Genomic DNA, 20,859 nt, shown 5'->3' with positions numbered 1-20,859 from the left:
CTCTGACACTCCCGCAGAGAGGCGATACCCATGCGCTCCTTGTCCTTGATCGCGACCGCGCTGCTCAGCGCGGTCGCGATCGCCGCTCCGGCCCAGGCCACCCCGGGCCCGGTCCGATTACTCGTCGCCGACCCCGCGGCGAGCGCCGTTCACGTGCTCGACGCCCGCACCGGGCGCGTCACCGGCACGCTGAGCGGCCGCAAGCTCAACGACCACGCGGGCACCGTCGTCCTCGCCGACGGACGCGTGCTCTTCGTGGACGACGCGGCCAAGCAGCTCGTCGTCGTCAACGTCGCGGGCGCCGCTCCCCGCATCGTCGGCACCGCTCCCGTCGAGGGCGAGATCTCGCACTTCGCCGTGGACGCCGCGGGCCGCTTCGCCGTGACCGCGGGCAGCGAGGGCCACGAGCACGACGCGGCACCTTCGGACGCAGCCGAAGGGCACGCCACCCTCACCGCGGTCGACCTGACGACCTTCAAGTCCGGCCACGGCGTCGTCCACAGTGGAGAGCCGGGCGTGCTGCTGGACGGCGGCACGGTCCTGCACCGCAACGACGCGCCCGCGCAGCTGGAGAGCTACCGCCTGACGGATGTCGTCAAGGCGGGTGGCGCCCACCTGACAGCTGCCGTCAAGACAGCGATCGGCGAGCACGGGCACGGCGAGGCGTTCTCGTCGAAGCACCGGCGCGCGATCACCGCCACCGAACGCGGTGTCGACCTCACCGAGGTGACCCGGGCGGGTGACTTCGGCGCACAACGCGTAGCCGCGTGGGGCGGTCCTGGGCGCGGCTTCTACCTGCGCCTGCACGACGACGCCGACACCGCCGTCACCTACGTGCGGGACAGCTCCCACCCCGACTGGACACAGTGGACCGAGCACGCGTACCTGCTCGACGTGCGCACCGGCCGGACCACGCGCACCCCGCTGGGCAGCGGTTACGTGTTCCGCTTCGGGCTCTCCGACGAGCTGGCCGGGTACGTGGTGCACGGGGCGGCGCGGGACGAGCTGGCCCTCGTCGACGTCAACGCGCGCGACGGCGGCTTCGGCAGGCTGACACGTCGAGTTGATCTAGGAGTCCTGCCCGGCGGTCCACAGGGTGGGAAGGACCCCTTCGCCGCGCAGACGCGGAAGATCGCGCTCGACGACGCGGGCCGTACCGCCTACCTGACCGCGGGCGGCCAGGGCCGAGTGGACATTGTGGACACCGCGGCCGGAAGGATCACCAGGTCACTGGCCGTGCCGACCCCGCTCGACCGCGGCGGCGCGATCGCGGTGTGGGAGCCCGGTGTGTCGCACGCGGACACCGTGGGGCGGTAGCACGGACGGGGCGCGCGTTCCGCCGGAAGTGGGACGCGCGCTTTTTCCACCCGACCGGGAATGCGCTGAAGAAGCGCGAAAACGCCGCGGGTTGCACACTGGGGGACACAGCTTTGTCCTTGACCCTCGAATTCGGAGGAGCCCCCTGTGAATGCGCTCCGTGGCAGCAGAATCGGTGGCGTGAGCTACGAAGCCGACACCGACAAGGATCTCGCCCCGCGCCAGGTGACCCGATTCGCCTGCCCCCGCGGCCACGAGTTCGGTGTCATCTTCGCCGCCGACGCAGAGCCGCAGGACACCTGGATCTGCCGAAAGCACGGGGTCACGGCGGTGATCGTGGACGGGAAGCCCGCCGAGCAGCAGGCGAAGCCCGGGCGCACCCCCTGGGACATGCTGCGCGAGCGGCGCACGATCAGCGATCTCGAAGAGTTGCTCGACGAGCGGTTGGCGCTGCTGCGCCAGCGGCGTGAACTCGACAACGAAGTGACCTAGCCGAAAAACGCACCACCGCCCTTTTCGGGCAACATTCGTGCAATCGTTTGACCTAAACCGGCGCGCCCATCGCCAGTGCGTGGACAAGCCTGCGCCGGTGCCCGAGATCGACCACGAGGTCGATCCAGCACCCCAGCGGCCGGCACCGGAGGCCGTGCGCCGTGGCGCGCAACCAAGCCCGGTGCACGGCCATCCCGGCGAGCACGTGCGTGCGCAGCGCCTGCTCCGGCGTCGGGTCGACCTCCCCCAGCACGAGCAGCAGCGCTCCGCTGTCGGCCACCTCCGGTTGCCCGCAGGACCGCGCAGCGAGCGCGGCGGCCAGGTCGGGATGGTCCGCGGGCTCGATCAGCAGGGCTTCGACGCCGTCCGCCGCCGCCAGCACCTCGTCGGCGACGTCCCGGGGAACCCGGCCCGCCACCGGCCAGGGCGCGCTGTGCCTGGCGAAGACCTCCCTCGCCGCGACCGGTTCGGTCTTCGGCAGCGGGATCGGTGCCAGGCCGGCCAGCTCCACCAGCGCGTCCCCGATGAGTTCCGGCGTGGTCGCGTCCAACGGCGGCACGTGACCGACGTGGACAGAGCCGGCCATCGCCAGCGGGAACTCGGCGGGTGAGGTCGGCGCGACACCACCGACGACCAGCTCCGCTCCGGCGAACCCGGCGAGCGCGTGACCGAGGTCCAGCAGCAGCACCGGCAACGACCGCGGGCCATAACGCCAGGTCGTGCGGGATGGCACCAGGGAGAGGACGACCCCGTTGCCCGCGCCTTCGCGTGGCGCGGCGAGAGCGTGGGCGACCGGGTCGTAGGTCCACGCGACGTCGTCGACGACCACGTGCGCTTCGACGGGGTAGCGCCCGCCCGCCGAGGGCACCCGGCGCAACCGGACTCCGCCGAGCTTGCGCGTGGGGTCGGCGGCGAGTGCGAGGTCCAGCAGGCCGCCGATGCCCTCATCGGGCCAGCGCGGCAGCGGGACCGACTCCCCCGGCAAGGCCCGGTGCGCGGCTGGGCGCAGCTCCGGGACGGTCGGCCCGGGGTCGGCCCCGGACCACGCGGCTTCCAGTGCTGCGCGAACGGCGCTCACAGGAACGGCGGCGGGTCGAGCACCAGCCCGTCCGGGCCCGCGAGCGGATCGGCCCCGGGTGCCCAGCCCCGCTCGGCGATCACCTGGCGCCACCGGGGCAGGCCGAGGTAGCGGAAGGCGGCCGGAGCGTTGGGCACCAGCCCGGTCGCGCAGACCCGGCGCACCCGCAGCGGGGTCTCTGCGACGTCAGGAGTCGTGAGATCGACACTGGCCACCCGGCACCCGCCCGCGCGCAGGCTCGCCTGCAGCGAGTGGAGATCACCGCGCGGGAGGTCGTCGACACCGATCAGCTCCGCGGGTTCGGTGAACCTCGGCAGCAGCCGGTCCTGGACACGCTTGTCCAGCCAGACCTGCGGTTGCGCGCCCAGGTCCCGCACGCGACCGAAGTGGACACCCGTGTCGTCCGCGTACGCGCGGTCCTCCCGGTGCGCGAGGTAGAGCCCTTCGGCCAGTACTCCGGCCTTGATCGCCGCGAAGACCCATCCGTCCGGATCGAGCAGGCCGAGCGTGAACACCCACGTGTGCACGGCCTCCAGCACGGCCTTCACACAGGCTTCGGCCGGGTCGAAACGCGCGGCGCCACCTCCCGCGACGATGCCGGTCACCTTGTCGACCGCGACCGCCGCGACGCAGGCGACGGGGTGCTCGGTCGGCAACTCCACGAGGTGCACCCGCAGCCGCGATCCGGCCAGCTCACCGGCGAGGCCCGGCACCGAGTCGAGGTCGATGCCCCGGCTCGGAGCGCCGAGGTGCCACCACAGCTCCAGCGCGTCCCGCTCCAGCAGCTCCAGCAACCCACGGCGGAAGGCGTCGTCACCGTCCGCGCCGGTGGCGATGCCCGCGTAGTTGAGGTGGTGCGTGCGCGGCTCTCCGCGTCGCTGCCCGGAGTGGAAGTTGAGGTAGACCCAGGACGCGGGCAGCCAACACGCCTGGCCGTCTTCCTCGCCCTCCACCCACAACTGGGACAGGTCGGCGGTGAAGGGCTTGAACGGAACCTGTTGCCACTGGGCGAAGAACGGCAGGTCGTCCGGCCCGAACAGGTGCGCGCCCTCGGCTTCGAGCTCGGCGGCCGTCGCCCGGCGCAGGCCGTTCGGCACGCGGTTGCCGCAGTACCGCTCGACGGCCTCGCCGATCGCGGCGATGCGCGCTCCGTCCACGTCGCCGAACGTGGTGCCGAGGCTGACCCGGTCGGCGGGCCACGCCCCGAGCCGCCGCGCGTCGGCGACCTCGGCGGTCACGCCGCGGTAGCGGTTCGGCGCGCCTGGCACGTGCTCGACGTCGACGAGCCGCCGGATGACTCCGGTCAGCGGATCGATCAGCGCGTCAACGGGCAGCGTCACCTGCCGACCTCCTTGATCACATCGACCGGTGTCCCGTCGGACCACGGAAGGCTGAGCGTGCAGTCCAGGACCTCGCGCCTGCTCGGCAGCAGCTCCGTCGCGTCGACGGCGTCGACCCCGGTGTGCGGATTGCGGGCGTGGCGCGGCCAGTGGTGCCCGGCGATCTCCAACCGCAGCCGTGCTTTCGGTGGCACTTCGGCGCCAACGGGTCCGATCTCGGCGCGGATCGTCGTGGGCTCGCCCGGCGTGTGCCGATGCCGGACCACCGCGTTCCCGAGCTGCGGCCACGAGCCGTCCGGCAGCTCCACCGCGAGGCGGAACGCCCAGTCCGCGTCGGGCGCGTCCGCCACCGCCTCGATCTCGACTTCGACGAGCCCGGCCAGCACTCCGCCTTCGCCGCACTCCGCCAGCACGAGCGCCCGGTCCTCGCGCTCGGCGTCACATCGGAGGTCGACGCCCACCTCGCGAGACGGGAACGGCCGCGTCGGCTCGGCCCTGAACTGCCGTTTCGCACTCACAGCCCGGATCGGGCTCCCTCGCTTCCCGGCGGTGCGAACGAAACGGGAGGAGACGGCGACGGTGGAGAGTGCGCGGGGCGAGCTGGCCCAGGAGGTGTAGAGGGCCCCGATTCGCTTGTCGCCGAGTTCGTGAGCCCAGTCGCCGATGACGAGGGTGGTGGGGCCGCCCCAGGTCTCGGCGAGGCGGAGGGTGTGGCGGAGGAACGGGTCGCGGAGACCGCCGACCGCGAGCAGCGGCGTGTCCGTTCCGGACAGCTCGGCCCACAGCGGCGAGAGGGGCGGGGCGTCCCAGAGGTCCTGCCATGCGGGGATGTCGAAGGCGGCTCGGACCGGCAGGGCTTCGAGGGAGTACGGCAGCGGAGTCGCGCGGGCGGCCGAGGTGCCGCCGTGCTCGGCCCACCAACCGAGGCGGCAGGCCAGGCGCGCGGCACCGCCGGGTTCGCGGGCGGTCTCACCGAGCCCCAACGCGGGGACGGCGGTGATCACTCCGGCCAGCTCGCCTTCCAAGGCGGTCACCACGGCGCAGTACGCGGCGTAGGAGGCTCCGACCGCGAAGACCCGGCCATCGGAGAAGTCGTTGTCGTGCAACCACTTCAGCACTGCGGCGCCGTCCGCACGCTCGTGCGCGTACGGCACGAAGTCACCAGTGGAGCCGTAGCGACCGCGGACGTCGACGAGAACGCAGGTGAAGCCGCGCTTGGCCCAGCCGTGGGCCTCCGCGATGTGGTTGTGACGGCCGTAGGGCGTCCGGATCAGCACGGCGGGGCCTGGCGATGCGGCCCTGACGACCGTGGCTCCCAGACGGGCGCCGTCAAGGTCGATGACGTGCTGGGAGATCACGGAGCTGCCTCGGGCACGCGCAGCACCGGGTGATCGGTGATCGCGGCGGTGTCGAGGTCGAGCACGCGGAGGCGACGGCGGGCGGGCAGCGACGACGTGAGCGAGCCGTCCCGCTTCGACGCGCCGAGCGCCCACGCGCGGAGGTCGAGCGCGGCCAGCGACGCGACGGCCGCCGCGTCGACATCGTCCACAGCGTCGTCCCCGGCTACCGGAGCCTCGGTGGCCCAGAAAGCGGCGAGGTGGGCGTGGCCGGACCCGGCCGCGGCGAGGCGCCTCTTACACACATCCACATGCCGGATATCCCCAGGCTCGGCGGCGACCGGTTCGAGTAAGGCATGGCGGCCCTCGCGGCTCACCCGCTGCCACGCGATCCCGTGTTCGGGCAGGTCATCGAGGTTGTTCCACCAGGAGGGCGCGGGCCCGTCGGAAACGGCGCACACAGCCGCGAACCCACCTGTGGACAACTCTGTGGACAACAGGGCGGCAGTTGTCCACAGATCACCTCCCTCGGTGAGCGGCCCGAGAACGCAGGGTTGCGCCCCGGCCCTGCTCAGGGCCACCTTGAGGGCTTCGACCAGCACGGACGAGCCGATTAAGGCCACGAACGAGTTGTCCACAGGCCACTGTGCGCGACCGCCCAGGAAGCCCGCCTCGCGGAAGGCGCCCAGCTCAGCGGGCGGGTCGGCGGAGTTGTCCACAGCCAGGGCGTCGCGGACGGCGAGGGCGGTGTCCGCAGGCAGGGCGACGTCGACGATCTCGCCGTCCGGGCAGCGCAGCGCGGGGCCGCGGCCGGGCACGTCGAACAGGACAGCTCCGGGGATGAGCCGTTCGCCCACGGGGGCCTCCAATCGCGAACACAGCGGTGACCGCCGCCCCCGGGTCGCGGGAACGGCGGTCACCTGTCGGTCAGTCCTGGTCGTCGAACGGGTTCTCCACCAGGGCGTTGCTGTGGCTGGCCGAGTTGTGCGGCAGCTCCCGCTCGGACTCGACTCGCACGAAGATCTTCTCCATCTCGCAGTTCACCTCCCCCCGTCTCGTCGGGCATCGGCTTCCAGGAGTACCACAAACGATAATCATTACCAACAGGGCTGAACGGGTGACGACTGTGACAATCGTTGTCAGTTAGCATGCGCGGGTGAGCACCGAAACCCTGCGTGGCGACCCCGACTTCCGGCGCTACCTGCTGGCCAGGGTGATCTCGGTGGCCGGGACCTTGGTGAGCGTCGTCGCGCTGCCGGTGCTCGTCTACCAGCTCACCGGCTCGGCGGCGTGGACCTCGGCGGTCGCCGCGACGGAAGCCTTGCCGTACCTGCTCTTCGGCCTCTTCGCGGGCGCCGTCGCCGACCGCCTGAACCGGCGGAAGCTGATGATGGCGGCCGATCTGGTCAGCTCCGCGCTGCTGGCGAGCGTGCCGATCGCCTGGGCCGCGGGCGGCCTCACGGCACCGCACGTGCTCGTCGTGGCGTTCCTCACGCAGACGATGTTCGTGCTCTTCGACGCGGCCAATTTCGGTGCCCTGCCCGCACTCGTGGGCCGCGAGCGGACCACGGCGGCCTTCTCCGCGGTCTTCGGCACGACCACGGTGGTCGAGATCGCCGTGCCACCGCTGGCCGCGCTCGCCGTGACGATGGCCGCGCCCGCTCCCCTGATCGCGCTCGACGCGCTGACCTATGCGGCCTCCGCGATGCTGATCAGGGCCATCGTCCGCCCTCTGTCCACTTCGGACAGATCGCGACCGCGCTCGGCCCGGGACGTCCTCGTCGACGTTCGCGGTGGCCTGTCCTTCCTGTGGCAGAACAAGATCGTGCGCACGTTGACGCTCGTCGGCGCGACGCACTCTGCGGTCGGTGGCGCGTGGATCGCGATGCAGCTGCCGTGGGCGGACCGCGTCCTCGGCGTCGCCCCGTCCGGGGACGCGCGGCTGGCCGTGCTGCTGAGCTGCTGGGCGGTCGGTGGCCTCATCGCCTCCCGCCTGGTGCCACGGCTCACGAAGGCGCTCGGCGCGGCGCGGCTCGCCCTGCTGGCGCTGCCGACGTCGCTCGGCGCGGGCCTGGTGGTGATCGCGACTTCGCACTGGGTGGTGGCGATCTTCGCGATCACCTTGTGGAGCACGGCCTTCACCACCGTCGTGATCAACGGGATCACCTACCGGCAGCAGGTCACCCCGGACGAGCTGCAGGGGCGCGTGAACACCACCGCGCGCATGCTGGCGTGGGGCGTCGGCCACCCGGTCGGCGCCGCGCTGGCCGGGGCCGTGGCGGTGTGGACCGATCCGCGGGTCGGGCTGGCCTCCGCCGTCGCCGTGCTCGCGGTGGGCGTGATCGCGGCGTGGTGCTCACCGCTGCGCGCTGAAGCCGAGAAGCAGCTTCAGAGCACCGCGTCGTAGGCGCACGCGGGGCGACCGGTGGCGGTGTCGTGCCAGACCCGCCCTCGAACGCCGAACACCTCGGCGAGGAGGTCGGCGTCGACCGCCTCCGCCGCAGGGGCGTCCGTGTGGACGATTCCGTTGTGCAGAGCCACGATCCGGTCCGCGTACCGCGCCGCCTGCTGAAGATCGTGCAGCACGCTGACGACGGTGAGGCCGCGCTCGCCCTGCAGACCGGCGATCAGTTCCAGGACTTCGAGCTGGTGTCGGACGTCCAGATACGTCGTGGGTTCGTCCAGCAGCAGCACCGGCGCGTCCTGGGCGAGCGCAAGGGCCAAGCGGACCCGTTGGCGTTCACCGCCGGAGAGGTGGTCGACCGCAGCGTCCGCATAGGACTCGACGCCGGTCGCCTCCAGTGCTGCGTGGACCTGCTCGTCATCGCCGGCCCGGAGCATCCCCAGCGGCCCTCGGACGGCATAGCGACCCTGGCGGACGAGCTGGCGCACGGTCATGCCCGGCACCGCTGGCATCGCCTGCGGGAGCGTCGCGACCTGTCGCGCGACCTGTCTGCGGGACAACGACTCCAGCGGCTTATTGGCGATGTGGACCGTCCCGTCGTCCGGCTTGTGCAGACCGGCGATCACGCGCAGCAGGGTGCTCTTGCCGCAACCGTTCCTGCCGACCAGCGCCACCCACTCCCCCTCGCCGACGCTCAGGTCCACTGTGGACAGAACGGTGCGCTGCCCGAACCTGACGCTCACACCGGAGACGGTGATCATCGTGCACTCCCTTCCACCTGTGCTCTTGATGCGCGCCGGGCGACCACTACGAGGACGACAGCGCCGAGGAGCGCGGTCACCGCTCCGGTGGGAATGCCGATGCGCTGTGAGCCCGATGACGGGACCAGCGCGGTGAGCGCTTGGGCGACGAAGTCGGCTCCGGCGACACATGCCGCCCCGGCGAGCGCGGATGCCGGGAGCAACCAGCGATGTTCCGCGCCAAGGATTCTGCGAACGGCGTGCGGCGCGAGGAGGCCGACGAAGGACACCGTGCCCGCCGCAGCGACTGCCGCCGCCGTTGCCAGTACCGCGGCGCCCAGGGCGGTCAGGCGCCACGGGACCACTGCGAGCCCGACTGTTCGGGCGTGATCGTCATCCACCGCGAGCAGGTCGAGCGCGGGAGCGAGCACGACAGCGGTCAGCGCCACGACGAGCAGCCAGGGCCACAAGCCGTTCCAGTGCTCCCAAGTGCGACCGGACAACGAACCGACCAGCCAGCGCGCCGCGGCTCCTGCGAGCTGTGGACGGGCCGTGAGCAGCACCAAGGACGCGCCCGCGAGGACCGCTGAGACCAGCACTCCGAGCACCGCGAGTCGCAGCGGATCGGCCTTCGCCGCGATCAGCCACAAGGAAGCCCCGCCGAGGACTCCGCCGAGCACAGCGGCGACCGTCAGGGTTTCCGGCTGGTCGGCAATGCCGAGGAACACAGTGCCCGCCACCGCTCCCAGGACCGCGCCGGAGCCGACACCGGTCACCTCCGGGGAGGCCAGCGGATTGCGCAGCACGGCTTGCAGGATCGTGCCCGCGAGGCCGAGCGCCGCACCCACTCCGAGACCGACCAGCACTCGCGGCACGCGGAGTTCGACGAGCACACCGCGGGTCAGCTCATCGCCTCCGCCGAAGATGGCCGCGAGCGTGTCCGCCGCGGAGACCGTCGAGCCGACGAGCAGGGCGGCACAGGCCGCCACGACCACCAGTACGGGCAGGTAAACGAGGGTCCACCTCATCCGAGCACCGCCCTGCGCCGAATCAGCAACGCGGCCAGCACGATCGCGACGAGCGCCGTGAGGCCGCCGACCGGAAGCTCCACCGGGTAGAGCACGGTGCGCGCCGCGAGGTCCGCGACGACCACGAGCAGCGCTCCGAACAACGCCGACCAGCCCAGCCAGATCCGTGGGTCGGCGTTCGGGCGGAGCCTGCGGGCGAGGTGCGGGCCGAGGAAGCCGACCCACGCGATCGGCCCTGAGGGTGCCACCGCGATCGCCACCAGGGCGCAGGCGACCACCAGCACGATCAACCGCGCCCGGTCGGCACGGACTCCCAGAGCCGATGCGGTCTCATCGCCGAGCCGGAGCACCCCGAGCAACGGGACGCACAGCAAAGCCAAGGGCAGCAGGGCAATCAGGCCCGGCGCGGAGACTGCCACGGAGGACCACGTGGTGCCGGTGAGCGAGCCGAGGAGGTAGCGGAACAGCACGCCCTGCTCGCGGGAGTCGGACAGCGAGACCGCCGTGAGCAGCAGCGCCTGCATGGCCGCGTTCACCGCCGCCCCGATGAGCAGCACCGCCGCCGGGCCGACCGCGCGCCTCGCCGCGAGCAGGGTGATCAGGCCGCCGATCACCGCTCCGACCAGCGCGGGCACGAGTGGGGCTCCGGGGAAGGGCAGCGCCCACACCACGCAGACCCCGACGAGGACCGCCGCGCCGCTGGAGACGCCGAGGAGTTCGGGCACGGCGAGCGGGTTGCGCAACGACTCCTGGAGGAGGAGCCCGGCCACCGCGAGCGCCGCGCCGACGAGGAGGCCGAGGACCAGTCGCGGGGCCCGCAGCAGCACGACCACGGCGTGTTCGAGGTCGGTCTCGCCGGCGAACGCGGCGGGCAGCCGGTTCACACCGACGATCGGGGTGCCGAGACAGAGCGCGGCCACGCTCACCACGAGAAGGGCGAGCGTGGCCACGAGCAGGCGTTTGGTCATGCGAGGACAAACCGTCCGTAGCGGGTCGGCGTCGCTGATGCACTGAATGAGTCATTCGGTGCGTTCAAGTACCTCAATGACTCATTCGGTGCGTAAACGCGGGCGGTCAGGGGGACTTGGCGAGGAGGGACTGGGACTCGTCGATGATCAAGGAAAGGGAGCGGGTGCCGCGGCCCGAGCCCCACGGCTTGGGGGCGACCTCGTGCACCTGACCCGACTTCACCGCGGGGACCTGCGCCCAGACGGGGTTGGCGGCCAGCTGCTCGGAGAGCTTCTTGTCGGTGCCGAACAGCAGCGAGTAGACGAAGACGACGTCTGGTCGTTTGACCAGGATCTCCTCGACGCTGAAGGTGCTCGCGGTCTCCGCGTTCGTGCCCTTCGCGGTCCAGGGATAGGTGTAGAGCGAGCCGAGCAGCTTGCCGACCACGGAGTCCGTCGTGTCCACACCGATCGAGTCCGCGCTGCCGTACATCAGCAGCACCGTCTTCTTGGAGTAGCCCTTGTCACGGCTGGTCTTGACGGCAGCCGTCAACTTCGAGCGGAAGCGCTGCTCGGCGTCGGTGGCCTCCTTGACACGTCCCGTCAGGGAGCCGAGCGCGCGCAGGTAGCCGACGGAGTCCTTCCAGTCCTTCGGGTCGACCGTCCACAGTGGAGCGTTGAACTTGCCGACGGCCTGGCGCAGCTGGTCGTGCACCCCGGCGAGGCCGATCACCAGGTCGGGCCGCAGTCCGGCGATGGCTTCGACGTCCTCGGAGCCGAAGCTGCCCGGCACCACGGGGACGGCTCGCCCGGCGTCGCCCAGCAGCGCGGGATGGGTGAGCAACGCGGCGTTGCTGGTCCCGGCCGGCTTCACGCCCAGCTCTGTCAGCACGTCGTCGCAGAGACCGGTCAGGCAGACCACGCGTTCGGGCGCCTTGGGCAGGGTGATCCTGGTGCCGCGCGGGTCGGTGATGTCGAGCGCGGGCGACAGGGGCTGGACCCGGGTGTCCACCTGATCCACTTCGCCTTGGGCGGCAGGGGTTTGCGCGGGAGCCGAGGTGCACGCGGCCAGCGCGAGCAGGGCGAGTAACGCGAGCGGGGCGCGCGGGCTGCGCACGGGGAACCTCCGGGGTCGGCCACCAGGACACCGAAGACGATAACGGTTTTCAAAAGCGGCTGTCGAGCGCCGTTATCGAGGCATTACCGGCCCGGGACCGCGCCAACCGAGGGCCAACCGGGGGCCGTCCGGCACGCCGGTACGCTCGTCCGCGTGTCCACCAGCACCATTGACGAACACGCCGCCCCACCGGCGCACACGCACCGCACCTGGGGCAAGGCCTTCGACGACCTGCGTCGCGGTTGGCAGCAGAGAGAACTGTGGGGCCATCTGGGCTGGCAGGACATCAAGCAGCGTTACCGCCGCTCGGTGCTCGGCCCGATCTGGATCACCCTCAGCATGGCGGTCACCGCCGTCGGTCTCGGCCTGCTGTACTCGCAGCTGTTCCCCAACACGCAGATCCACAACTTCCTGCCGTACGTCACCGTCGGCTTCATCGTGTGGAACTTCATCTCGGGGTGCGTGAACGAGGGCGCCGAGGTCTTCATCTCCAACGAGGGCCTGATCAAGTTCCTGCCTGCGCCACTGTCGGTGCACGTCTACCGCCTCGTCTGGCGGCAAGTGCTGTTCTTCCTGCACAACCTGCTCGTGTGGGCCGCGATGCTGGTGATCTTCCCGCCGGACGGGGAGACCGCGCACTGGAAGCTCACCATGCTGATGGCGATCCCGGCGTTCGCCATCCTCGCGCTCAACGGCCTGTGGGTGACGTTCCTGACCGGTGTCATCTCCACCCGGTTCCGGGACATCCCGCCGATCATCGGCAGCGTCATGCAGCTGCTGTTCTTCGGCACGCCGATCGTCTGGGAGATGTCCAGCCTCAGCCAGAAGATCAAGGTCACCAAGGACGTGCTGGAGCTGAACCCGTTCCTGCACTTCGTGGAGATGCTGCGGCAGCCGATGCTGGGCAGGGACATCATCTGGCACCACTGGGTGGTCGCCGGGATCATCACCGTCGTCGGCTGGGCGTTGGCACTGCTGTTCATGCGCAACTACCGTGCCCGCGTGTCCTACTGGGTCTGAGTGAGGCCGAAAACCAATGGTCAGCATTGACGTCTGGAACGCTTCCGTCGAGTTCCCCATCTTCGACGCGAAGACCCGATCGCTGAAGAAGGCCGTGCTCGGCAAGGCGGGCGGCAAGATCGGCACCGACCAGAAGGTGCCCGTCATCGAGGCGCTGCGGGACATCAACCTGTCGATCCAGCACGGCGACCGGATCGGCCTCGTCGGGCACAACGGCGCGGGCAAGTCCACGCTGCTGCGACTGCTGTCCGGCATCTACGAGCCGACGCGGGGACGCTCCCGCATCATCGGCCGGGTGGCGCCCGTGTTCGACCTCGGCGTCGGCATGGACCCGGAGATCTCCGGCTACGAGAACATCATGATCCGCGGCCTGTTCCTCGGGATGAGCCGCAGGGAGATGCTCAAGCGGGTCGACGACATCGCGGAGTTCAGCGAGCTCGGCAACTACCTGTCGATGCCGCTGCGCACCTACTCCACGGGTATGCGGGTGCGCCTCGCGCTCGGCGTGGTCACCTCCATCGACCCGGAGATCCTGCTGCTGGACGAGGGCATCGGCGCCGTCGACGCGGCGTTCCTGGAGAAGGCCCGCGACCGGCTCAACGACCTGGTCAAGCGCTCCGGTCTGCTGGTGTTCGCCAGTCACAGCGACGAGTTCCTGATGGAACTGTGCAACACCGTGATCTGGATGGACCACGGGCAGATCAAGATGCAGGGCGGCCTGCGCGAGGTGCTGACCGCGTACAAGGGCCGCGACCCGTTCGAGAACCTTCCCCAGGCTGTACTGGAAAGGATCGGCGAGGGCCGATGAGCAACGAGACCACCCCCGAGAACCCGCCAGCGCTGCCGGCGGGGGCGGTCGTCGCCGTTATCGTCACCTGCCGCAGGCGGGAGCTGCTGACGGAGTCGCTGAAGGTGATGGCGTCGCAGACGCGGCAGCCGGACCACCTGATCGTCGTCGACAACGGCCCGGACCAGCCGGTCCGCGATGTCGTGGACAACTGCCCGCTGAACACCACCTACCTGCTCTCCCGGCGCAACCTGGGCGGCGCGGGCGGCTTCGCGCTGGGCATGCTGCACGCGCTGGCCATGGGCGCCGAGTGGGTGTGGCTGGCCGACGACGACGGCAGGCCGGCCGACGACTCGGTGCTGGAGGTGCTGCTGGAGGAGGCCGACAAGCGCAAGCTGGCGGCCGTCTCCCCGGTGGTGGTCAACATCAACCACCCGGACAAGCTCGCCTTCCCGCTGCGCCGCGGCCTGACCTGGAAGCGCCAGCGCGAGGAGCTGTCCTCGGCGGAGAGCCCGGACTTCCTGCCCGGTATCGCCTCGTTCTTCAACGGGGCGCTGTTCCGGGCGTCCACTTTGGACGTCATCGGGGTCCCGGACTACCGGCTGTTCGTCCGCGGCGACGAGGTGGAGATCCACCGCAGGATCGTGCGCACCGGGCTGCGGTTCGGCACCACGCTGCGGGTGGCCTACGCGCACCCGGACGGCTCGGACGAGTTCAAGCCGATGCTCGGCGGGCGGTTCCACGCGCAGGACCCCGGTGACTCGATCAAGCGCTACTACACCTACCGCAACCGCGGTTACCTGTTGGCGCAGCCGGGAATGCGCAAGCTCGGGATGCTGGAGGTGGCCCGTTTCGGGTTGTACTTCCTGGCCCAGCGCAAGGACCCGAAGGCATTCGTGGAATGGGCGAAACTGGTCAACCAAGGTCGCTCGGAGAAGTTTTTCCGGCGGTGAACGAGCCGGTTCGCCGTGAGCTGATCCGCTGACGGCGAACCGCCTTGCCGGTCCGGTTCCCGCACTGGTGTCGTAAGCGCATGAGCGACAAGAAAACCCTCGTGCTGCACCTGTCCGGCGTTCCCACCCCGCTGCTCTTCGCGATCAGCGACGAGACCGCGACCGAACTCGGCGGCTCGCTCGCCGACCTCGTCCGCTCCGGTTCGACCAGCGCGGTGCGCTGCGCGGACGGCTCCGACGTCGTCGTCGACTTCGGCAAGATCGTCACCGCGCACATCGGGGCGCTGCCCACGGTCGGCGAGGTCTACGGCGCGCCAGGGCGGCGAATGCGCGGTCTCGCCTGACCAGTCAACCGCTTTCACAAAAGAACGCTCCAACGGGCTACGCACTTCAATGAATTGACCATCGTTTTCGCCGCGTTACCTCAGGGTTTCTGAACCGAGATAGGTGCCGACGCGAGGCCGGCAACACACTGGCCGAATGGCGCGTGCGATTCGGCATTCGATGTTGACGGCCTTGGTCCTGATCGGTGCCGCACTGGCGACCGCGGTGTGCGCTCTGCTGCTCCCGCTCGCGCCCGTGCACCAGGACGACCCGGTGCTGAGCTGGCCGCAGGCCGGTGGGCGGGTGGAGAACACCGTCGTTCCGCTGATGCCCTACCGGCCGCTGGAGCTGACGGCGGAGCTGCCGTGCCGGACGCTCGCGGCGGTCGACGGTGACGTGCTGCGCACGCTGCCCGCCCGGCCCGACCAGGAGCCAGGTCGCGGTCTCGTGGTGCGGGCAAACGATGGCAGGCTGCGCATCAGCTCCTCGTCGACGGCGTTGGTGGACGAGGCGCGGCCCACCACCGGAGAGTGCGCTTACCAGGTGCGGGCCGACGCGAGCGGGACGAGCGTGTTGCGGGACGGCCGGATCATCGCCCAGCAGGCCGGTCTGCTGCCGCCGCAGGTCGCCATGTTCGAGACGGCCGGGGTCGGCAACGCGGCGGCCGACGGCCTCGGCGTCACGCTGCACACCGACGCGCGCTTCCAGTCGTCGCCGACCGCTGCCAAGGCGATTCTCCTTGTACTGCAAGGATTTCTGCTTGCCGGATGCATCGTGCTCGCCGTGCTGCGCTTCGGCGCGAGCCGCGTGGGAAGCCGGTTGCGGCTGTCCCCCATCGACGCCGTCGTGCCCGCCGTCCTGCTGGGCTGGACCGTCATCGGCCCGATCAACGAGGACGACGGCTGGTACCTGCGGCACGCGCTGAACTCGGCGAACAGCGGCTTCGTCGGCAACTACTACCACTCGTTCAACACCTCGGAAGCGCCGTTCGTGGTGTCGCAGTACCTGCTGAGCGGGTGGACGTCGATCAGCACTTCGTTGCTGTGGCTGCGGTTGTCCACCACGGTGATCGGGATCGGCGTGTGGTTCCTGCTGCGGTGGACGCTTGCGAACGCGCTCGGCGATCGACGGGTGTACCGGGCCGTGCCGTGGTTGCTGGGGCTGGCTTTCCTGGTGTGGTGGCTGCCGTTCACGCCGACGTTGCGCCCGGAGCCGGTCGCGGCGCTGGGGGTCGCCGCGACGCTGGCGCTGTGCGAGTACGCGCGTCGCCGCGAGTGGCCGGGCCTGATCGCGCCCGCGGTCGGCGTAGCCGCGCTCACCACCCTGACCACTGTCGCCGGACTTGTGGCGTGGGGCGCGGTCCTCGTGCAGCTGCCATGGTTGTGGCGGTGGGCGCGGACGCGAGCGGTGCGGGACCGTTTCGCTTACGTGGGCGCGACTTTGGCCTCCGGAACGACTGCGTTCATCGCGGTCTTCGCCGACGCGAAGTTCTCCGACGTCGTCGAGGCAACGCGCGTGCACTACCACTACTGGATCTCGATGCACTGGTACGAGGAGGGATTCCGCTACGCGAAGCTCCTCGGCGTCGACCACCACGGCAACTGGGCGAAGCGCGCCGCGGTGCTGCTCACCTTGGCGGCGTTGGTGCTCGCCGCGTTCCGGCTCCGGCGTCGGCGCCGCCGTCTCGACGGCGCGATCGTCCGGCTGGCCGTTGTCCTCGTCGTCGGGCTCGTGGCGCTCACGCTGTCGCCGACGAAGTGGTCGCACCACTTCCTGGCCATCGCTCCGCCCGCGATCGCGCTGCTCGGCCTGAGCGCTGTCGGCGTTCCCACGCCGCGCGGAGCACGCGCCCTGGTGCCCGGCCTGGTCACCGCGGCGCTGACCGGGGCGACCGCCGTGGTGGCCTTCGCCGGGCCGAATCTCTGGTACGGCTTCTCCGACTGGGGCCAGCCGTTCGGTGACCACAGTTCGGAGATCCCGACGCTGGCGTTGACTCCGGAGCAGGTCGCCGACCTCATCGCCAGGTCCGCGGCGATGCACCCCACGCTCGGCCCGGTGCCGCTGGGCAACCCGCTGCTGTGGGGCGCCGTGCTCGTCGCGTGCCTGCTGCTCGCGCTGCGCGGCCGCGACGGCGGCTGGGCGGCAGCCGGTTCTGCGCGGCTGCTGGTCGTCGTGCAGGCGACAGCCGTCGCATTACTGGTCGCGGTGTTCACGATCGCGCCCCTGCGGACTCCCGGCTGGTCAGTGGCCGGAAGCGTGCTGCGCAACGACTGCGGCCTCGCCGACTGGGTGCGGTTGGTCAGCGGCGAGAGGTTGATGGAGGTGGCGCGCTCCCGACCGACCGCCGTTGACTGGGAGTTCAGCCTGGTCCACCCGTGCACTCCGACCCTGGCGATCGCCGACGGCCTGAGCACCGCGCCGGAGTTCCGCATCCTGCCCGCGGGGCGGGGCGCGCTGGCCGGGGTCGTGCACGCGGGTGAGTTCCTGGGGGCACCCAGGGCTTCCTGAGCCAGGTCGTCGTCCGCGCCGAGCCGGCGCCAACGATCGGCCCGCCGAACGACGGGAGCGTTCCCGACTGGGGCGAGGTGCAGCGGGTGCACTACACGCACCCGGTCGGCAGGTACACCCTCACGCGGACGTCGCGGGTGGTGAGCGGGCTGGAGGCCGCGCCGACGCTGGCGCAGACCGGCTACGTGGGCGTCCCGGAGGACTTCCTGCGCAAGGTCCAGTCCGGCGACTCGGGCCGGGCGGCGGGACAGTCTCGCTAACCAGAATTCGCACGATTAAACATCGACTTCCTACTTTACCGATTAAGGTTGTGACGCTTAGACATCTTCACTACAGCTGGAAAGAACGGCCCATTCGGGGTTACATGATTGCGGACCGCACGCGACCGCGATCGGGGATTCCCCATGCAGCAGCGCTTTACCGCGTGGATTTTGCTTGCCTCCGCGCTTGTCACCGCAGCAATGGCGCTGTCGCTACCACTGGCTCCCGTCACCGTTGACCAGCCAGTCGTCACATGGCCGAAACAGGGTGAGCGGGTCAGCAACACCGTCGTCCCACTGCTGCCCTACCGGCCGCTGGAGCTGACCGCCGAGGTGCCCTGCGCCGCGATCTCGGCGGTGGACTCGCGGGGTGGCGAGGTGCTGCGCACCCTGCCGCCCGCCCGTGATCCCGCACAGCGGGAGCACGGCCTGATCATGCGCTCGGTGGACGGCATCGTGCAGGTCAGGGTGTCGGGGAAGTCCGTGATCGAGGAGCGGCTGCCCCGGGCGGACTGCTCCTACCGGGTGCACGCCGACGCCGGCGGGGTCGAGGTGTGGCGCGACGGCATGCTGCTGGTCAAGCAGGCCGGGGTGCTGCCGCCGCAGGTGGCGATGCTGGAGACCGGGGCGGCGGGCCTGCCCGCCTCCGACGGCATGCGGGTCGTGATCGACACCGATGCGCGATTCCAGTCGACGCCGACCAACGCGAAATTCCTTCTGTTGATACTGCATGGTTTGCTGTTGACGGGCTGTGTCACACTCACTGTTCTTCACTGCCGGGCGAAACGCCCATCCGAAGATCGAATTCGCTGGTGCGCGGTCGATTTCCTCGTGCCCTCGGCACTACTCGTGTGGACGGTGCTCGGACCGACGAATGACGACGATGGTTGGTATCTCCGGCACGCGCTGAATCTCGACAGCGCCGGATACGTCGGCAACTACTACCACTCGTTCAACGCGCCCGAGTCGCCGTTCCTGCTCGCCCAGTACCTGCTCGCGGGCTGGACGTCGGTGAGCACGTCGATGCTGTGGGTGCGGCTGTTCCCCGCCGTGCTCGGCATCGGGGTGTGGTTCTCGCTGCGCTGGTTCCTGCACAGCGCGCTGGGCGAGCGCAGGGCCTACCGGGCGCTGCCGTGGCTGCTCGCGCTGGCGTTCCTGGTGTGGTGGCTGCCGTACAACCCGACACTGCGGCCGGAGCCGGTCACCTGCCTCGGCGTCGCGCTGACGCTGGCGCTGTGCGAGTACGCGCGGCGCCGCGAATGGGCGGGGCTGATGGCGCCCGCGGTGCTGCTGGCCGCGCTCACGACGCTGACCATGGGTGCCGGGCTCATCGCGTGGGCGCCGGTCGCGCTGCAGGTGCCGTGGTTGTGGCGGTCGGTGCGCGGACGGGACCGGCTCGCGCTGGTCGCGGCCGTGCTCAGCGCGGGGACAGCGGCGTTCACGGTGCTGTTCGCCGACGGCAGGCTGAGCGACCTGCTCGAAGCCACCAAGATCCATTACTACTACTGGATCACCATGGGCTGGACCGAGGAGTGGGGCCGCTACGGCACGCTGCTCGTGCCCACCGGTTCCGGCAACTGGGCCAAGCGCGCCCCGGTGCTGCTGATGATCGTCTGCCTGGTGTTCGTCGCGGTGCGGGCACGGCGCAGGCGCGGGCGGCTCGACGCGGTGATGGTGCGGCTGGCCGGGGTGCTCGGCTTCGGCATGGTGGCGCTGGCGGTCATCCCGACCAAGTGGACCCACCACTTCGTCGGCATCGCCGCGCCCGCCATCGCGCTGCTGGCGTTGACCACGCTGACCGGGCCGGTGCCCGCGCGCGTGCGCAGGGCGGCGCCCGCGGTGGCGGCGGGCCTGTTCATCGCGTTCACCGGTGTGGTGATCTTCAGCGGCCCCAACATGTGGCACGGCTTCGGCAACTGGGGCCAGCCGTTCTCGGTGCACGGCACCATCGACCCGATGCGCACCCTCGACCCGGACGAGAAGGACCTGGTCGAGTCGCTGATGCTCGCGGTCGGCCCGGTCAAGGTCAACAACGTGCTGGTCTGGGCGGGCGCGATCGGGCTCTGCTGGTTCCTGCTGCGGCGGCGCCTGCGATGGGCGAGCACCGGCTCGACGCGGGTGCTGCTGGGCACCCAGGCGCTCGTGGTCGCCCTGCTGATCGCGCTGTTCGTGATCGCGCCGCTGCGGCAGCTGCCCGGCTGGTCGCTGGCCAGCGGCACGCTGCGCAACGGCTGCGGGATCGCCGACACCGTGCGCGTGCACGACGGCCGCACGCTCACCGAGCACCTGGCCGGGCACGTGACGTACGTGGACTGGAGCGTCGGCATCGGCTACCCCTGCGTGCCCGTGCCGCCGGTCAGGGACGGCATGGTGACGCCGCCGGAGTTCCGGGTGCTCGCCGCGGAGAAGTTCACGATGGGCGGCCTGGTCTCGGTCTACGAGGGCATCGGCGGCACCCACGGATTCCTCGGACGGGTGGCGGAGATGGTCAAGGTGCCCGCCGATGCGCCCAATGGAGTGGAATCCCCGTGGGGCGGCCTGGAGCGGGTGAAGTACCGCCACGAGCCCGGCCGCTACACCGTGACCATGACCCACCGCGTCGAGCACGGCCTGCAGGGTCCGCCGACCATCGCGCGGCTGGAGTACGCGGGCGTGCCCGCGGGCTACGTCAAGCAGGCGATCGACCCGAGCCGCCTCCCCGCCGACGTGGACGACGACCGCTACGACACCCTCGGCCTGCGCTGAGCCGGCGGCTACCGGGGCTTGAAGACGACCAGGCGGAGCATCACGAAGTTGATGGCGGTCGCGGTGGCCTGGGCGATCACCCAGGCGATGGTGATCTTCAAGGCCGATGCCGGGAGCAGGGCGAGGAACAGGGCGTTCACGCCGACGTTGACGAAGAAGGTCACCCCGTAGAGCAGGATGAACCCGCCGAGGCGGCCCGCACCGCTCGGCGCCGCCTGGAACGTGAAGCGCTTGTTCAGGAAGTACGCGGTCGTGGTGCCGAACACGAAACCGAGCGCCTTGGCCAGGTGCACCCACACGCCCAGCGCCAGGATCAGCTGGTAGCTGCCGTAGTCCACCAGCGCGGAGAAGCCACCGACCAGCACGAACCGGGTGAGCTGGGCGGCGAGGCCGAGCTTGGGCGGCTGCGCCTGCGTCTCGGAGGCCGCTTCGGAGGTGGTCACAACGGTCCGCCTTACTCGA

Annotated in this window: 20 protein-coding genes; 10 read left to right on the top strand and 10 right to left on the bottom strand. The window is 70.6% G+C overall.

Annotated features, from left to right (window positions below; genetic code table 11):
• The first annotated feature begins 30 nt into the window (after nucleotides 1-30).
• The gene (locus BLT28_RS29410) at nucleotides 31-1,317 is read left to right on the top strand and encodes a YncE family protein (RefSeq protein WP_030428088.1); all 1,287 of its coding nucleotides are present in this window, start codon (nucleotides 31-33) and stop codon (nucleotides 1,315-1,317) included.
• A gap of 147 nt (nucleotides 1,318-1,464) precedes the next feature.
• Complete coding sequence (locus BLT28_RS29405; protein ID WP_030428087.1) at nucleotides 1,465-1,809, top strand: RNA polymerase-binding protein RbpA; 345 nt, start codon at nucleotides 1,465-1,467, stop codon at nucleotides 1,807-1,809.
• Nucleotides 1,810-1,861: 52 nt separating this feature from the next.
• Here the strand turns inward: BLT28_RS29405 and BLT28_RS29400 are convergent, their stop codons facing one another.
• From BLT28_RS29400 to amiA, 5 genes are all read right to left on the bottom strand, one after another.
• The gene (locus tag BLT28_RS29400) at nucleotides 1,862-2,887 is read right to left on the bottom strand and encodes a hypothetical protein (RefSeq protein ID WP_030428086.1); all 1,026 of its coding nucleotides are present in this window, start codon (nucleotides 2,885-2,887) and stop codon (nucleotides 1,862-1,864) included.
• Nucleotides 2,884-4,227 (bottom strand): YcaO-like family protein, encoded by a 1,344-nt coding sequence (locus BLT28_RS29395; RefSeq protein WP_030428085.1) that lies wholly within the window; start codon nucleotides 4,225-4,227, stop codon nucleotides 2,884-2,886. Before BLT28_RS29395 ends, BLT28_RS29400 begins: the two co-directional genes overlap by 4 nt.
• Nucleotides 4,224-5,585, bottom strand: coding sequence for a CocE/NonD family hydrolase (locus tag BLT28_RS29390; protein ID WP_052407000.1), 1,362 nt, complete (start codon nucleotides 5,583-5,585; stop codon nucleotides 4,224-4,226). Before BLT28_RS29390 ends, BLT28_RS29395 begins: the two co-directional genes overlap by 4 nt.
• Nucleotides 5,582-6,421: a hypothetical protein gene (locus BLT28_RS29385; RefSeq protein WP_231950475.1), complete on the bottom strand. Its 840-nt coding sequence runs from the start codon at nucleotides 6,419-6,421 to the stop codon at nucleotides 5,582-5,584. Before BLT28_RS29385 ends, BLT28_RS29390 begins: the two co-directional genes overlap by 4 nt.
• Before the next feature lie 70 nt (nucleotides 6,422-6,491).
• Nucleotides 6,492-6,596, bottom strand: a complete 105-nt coding sequence (gene amiA, locus BLT28_RS42620) for a streptamidine family RiPP (RefSeq protein ID WP_246842970.1) — start codon at nucleotides 6,594-6,596, stop codon at nucleotides 6,492-6,494.
• Between the two features lie 124 nt (nucleotides 6,597-6,720).
• Between amiA and BLT28_RS29380 the strand changes: the two genes are divergently transcribed.
• Nucleotides 6,721-7,971 (top strand): MFS transporter, encoded by a 1,251-nt coding sequence (locus BLT28_RS29380; protein ID WP_043810591.1) that lies wholly within the window; start codon nucleotides 6,721-6,723, stop codon nucleotides 7,969-7,971.
• Here the strand turns inward: BLT28_RS29380 and BLT28_RS29375 are convergent.
• The 4 genes from BLT28_RS29375 to BLT28_RS29360 all read right to left on the bottom strand — a co-directional run bounded on the left by BLT28_RS29375 (nucleotide 7,953) and on the right by BLT28_RS29360 (nucleotide 11,800).
• A complete protein-coding gene (locus tag BLT28_RS29375; protein WP_030428081.1) occupies nucleotides 7,953-8,729 on the bottom strand; it encodes an ABC transporter ATP-binding protein in 777 nt (258 codons plus the stop codon). The genes BLT28_RS29380 and BLT28_RS29375 overlap by 19 nt on opposite strands.
• On the bottom strand, nucleotides 8,726-9,736 hold the full coding sequence (locus BLT28_RS29370) for a FecCD family ABC transporter permease (protein ID WP_043810589.1): 1,011 nt from the start codon (nucleotides 9,734-9,736) through the stop codon (nucleotides 8,726-8,728). Before BLT28_RS29370 ends, BLT28_RS29375 begins: the two co-directional genes overlap by 4 nt.
• Complete coding sequence (locus BLT28_RS29365) at nucleotides 9,733-10,704, bottom strand: FecCD family ABC transporter permease (protein WP_043810586.1); 972 nt, start codon at nucleotides 10,702-10,704, stop codon at nucleotides 9,733-9,735. Before BLT28_RS29365 ends, BLT28_RS29370 begins: the two co-directional genes overlap by 4 nt.
• Before the next feature lie 106 nt (nucleotides 10,705-10,810).
• The gene (locus BLT28_RS29360; RefSeq protein ID WP_030428078.1) at nucleotides 10,811-11,800 is read right to left on the bottom strand and encodes an ABC transporter substrate-binding protein; all 990 of its coding nucleotides are present in this window, start codon (nucleotides 11,798-11,800) and stop codon (nucleotides 10,811-10,813) included.
• 153 nt (nucleotides 11,801-11,953) lie between these two features.
• On the opposite strand from BLT28_RS29360, the gene wzm reads away from it, so the two are divergent.
• The 7 genes from wzm to BLT28_RS29325 all read left to right on the top strand — a co-directional run bounded on the left by wzm (nucleotide 11,954) and on the right by BLT28_RS29325 (nucleotide 20,397).
• The gene (gene wzm / locus BLT28_RS29355; protein ID WP_030428077.1) at nucleotides 11,954-12,820 is read left to right on the top strand and encodes a galactan export ABC transporter permease subunit Wzm/RfbD; all 867 of its coding nucleotides are present in this window, start codon (nucleotides 11,954-11,956) and stop codon (nucleotides 12,818-12,820) included.
• 16 nt (nucleotides 12,821-12,836) lie between these two features.
• Nucleotides 12,837-13,628: a galactan export ABC transporter ATP-binding subunit Wzt/RfbE gene (wzt, locus tag BLT28_RS29350; RefSeq protein ID WP_030428076.1), complete on the top strand. Its 792-nt coding sequence runs from the start codon at nucleotides 12,837-12,839 to the stop codon at nucleotides 13,626-13,628.
• Entirely contained in the window at nucleotides 13,625-14,560 is a 936-nt protein-coding gene (gene glfT1 / locus BLT28_RS29345) for a galactofuranosyltransferase GlfT1 (RefSeq protein ID WP_030428075.1), read from the top strand. Before wzt ends, glfT1 begins: the two co-directional genes overlap by 4 nt.
• Before the next feature lie 80 nt (nucleotides 14,561-14,640).
• Nucleotides 14,641-14,904 carry a hypothetical protein gene (locus tag BLT28_RS29340; RefSeq protein WP_052406999.1) on the top strand — a complete coding sequence of 88 codons (264 nt, stop codon included), beginning with the start codon at nucleotides 14,641-14,643 and terminating at the stop codon, nucleotides 14,902-14,904.
• A 136-nt stretch (nucleotides 14,905-15,040) separates the two neighbouring features.
• Nucleotides 15,041-17,392, top strand: a complete 2,352-nt coding sequence (locus BLT28_RS29335) for an arabinosyltransferase domain-containing protein (protein ID WP_081900102.1) — start codon at nucleotides 15,041-15,043, stop codon at nucleotides 17,390-17,392.
• Nucleotides 17,393-17,478: 86 nt separating this feature from the next.
• A complete protein-coding gene (locus BLT28_RS29330; protein WP_156050636.1) occupies nucleotides 17,479-17,652 on the top strand; it encodes a hypothetical protein in 174 nt (57 codons plus the stop codon).
• A 144-nt stretch (nucleotides 17,653-17,796) separates the two neighbouring features.
• Complete coding sequence (locus BLT28_RS29325) at nucleotides 17,797-20,397, top strand: arabinosyltransferase domain-containing protein (protein ID WP_081900101.1); 2,601 nt, start codon at nucleotides 17,797-17,799, stop codon at nucleotides 20,395-20,397.
• An 8-nt stretch (nucleotides 20,398-20,405) separates the two neighbouring features.
• Here BLT28_RS29325 and BLT28_RS29320 read toward each other — a convergent pair whose 3' ends face one another.
• Complete coding sequence (locus BLT28_RS29320; RefSeq protein ID WP_030428070.1) at nucleotides 20,406-20,840, bottom strand: GtrA family protein; 435 nt, start codon at nucleotides 20,838-20,840, stop codon at nucleotides 20,406-20,408.
• Nucleotides 20,841-20,859: the final 19 nt, after the last annotated feature.

Source organism: Allokutzneria albata, from assembly GCF_900103775.1.
Classification (GTDB): domain Bacteria; phylum Actinomycetota; class Actinomycetes; order Mycobacteriales; family Pseudonocardiaceae; genus Allokutzneria; species Allokutzneria albata.
Note: the sequence above shows the minus strand (reverse complement) of the source record. Positions and strands in the feature narration are given on the sequence as shown.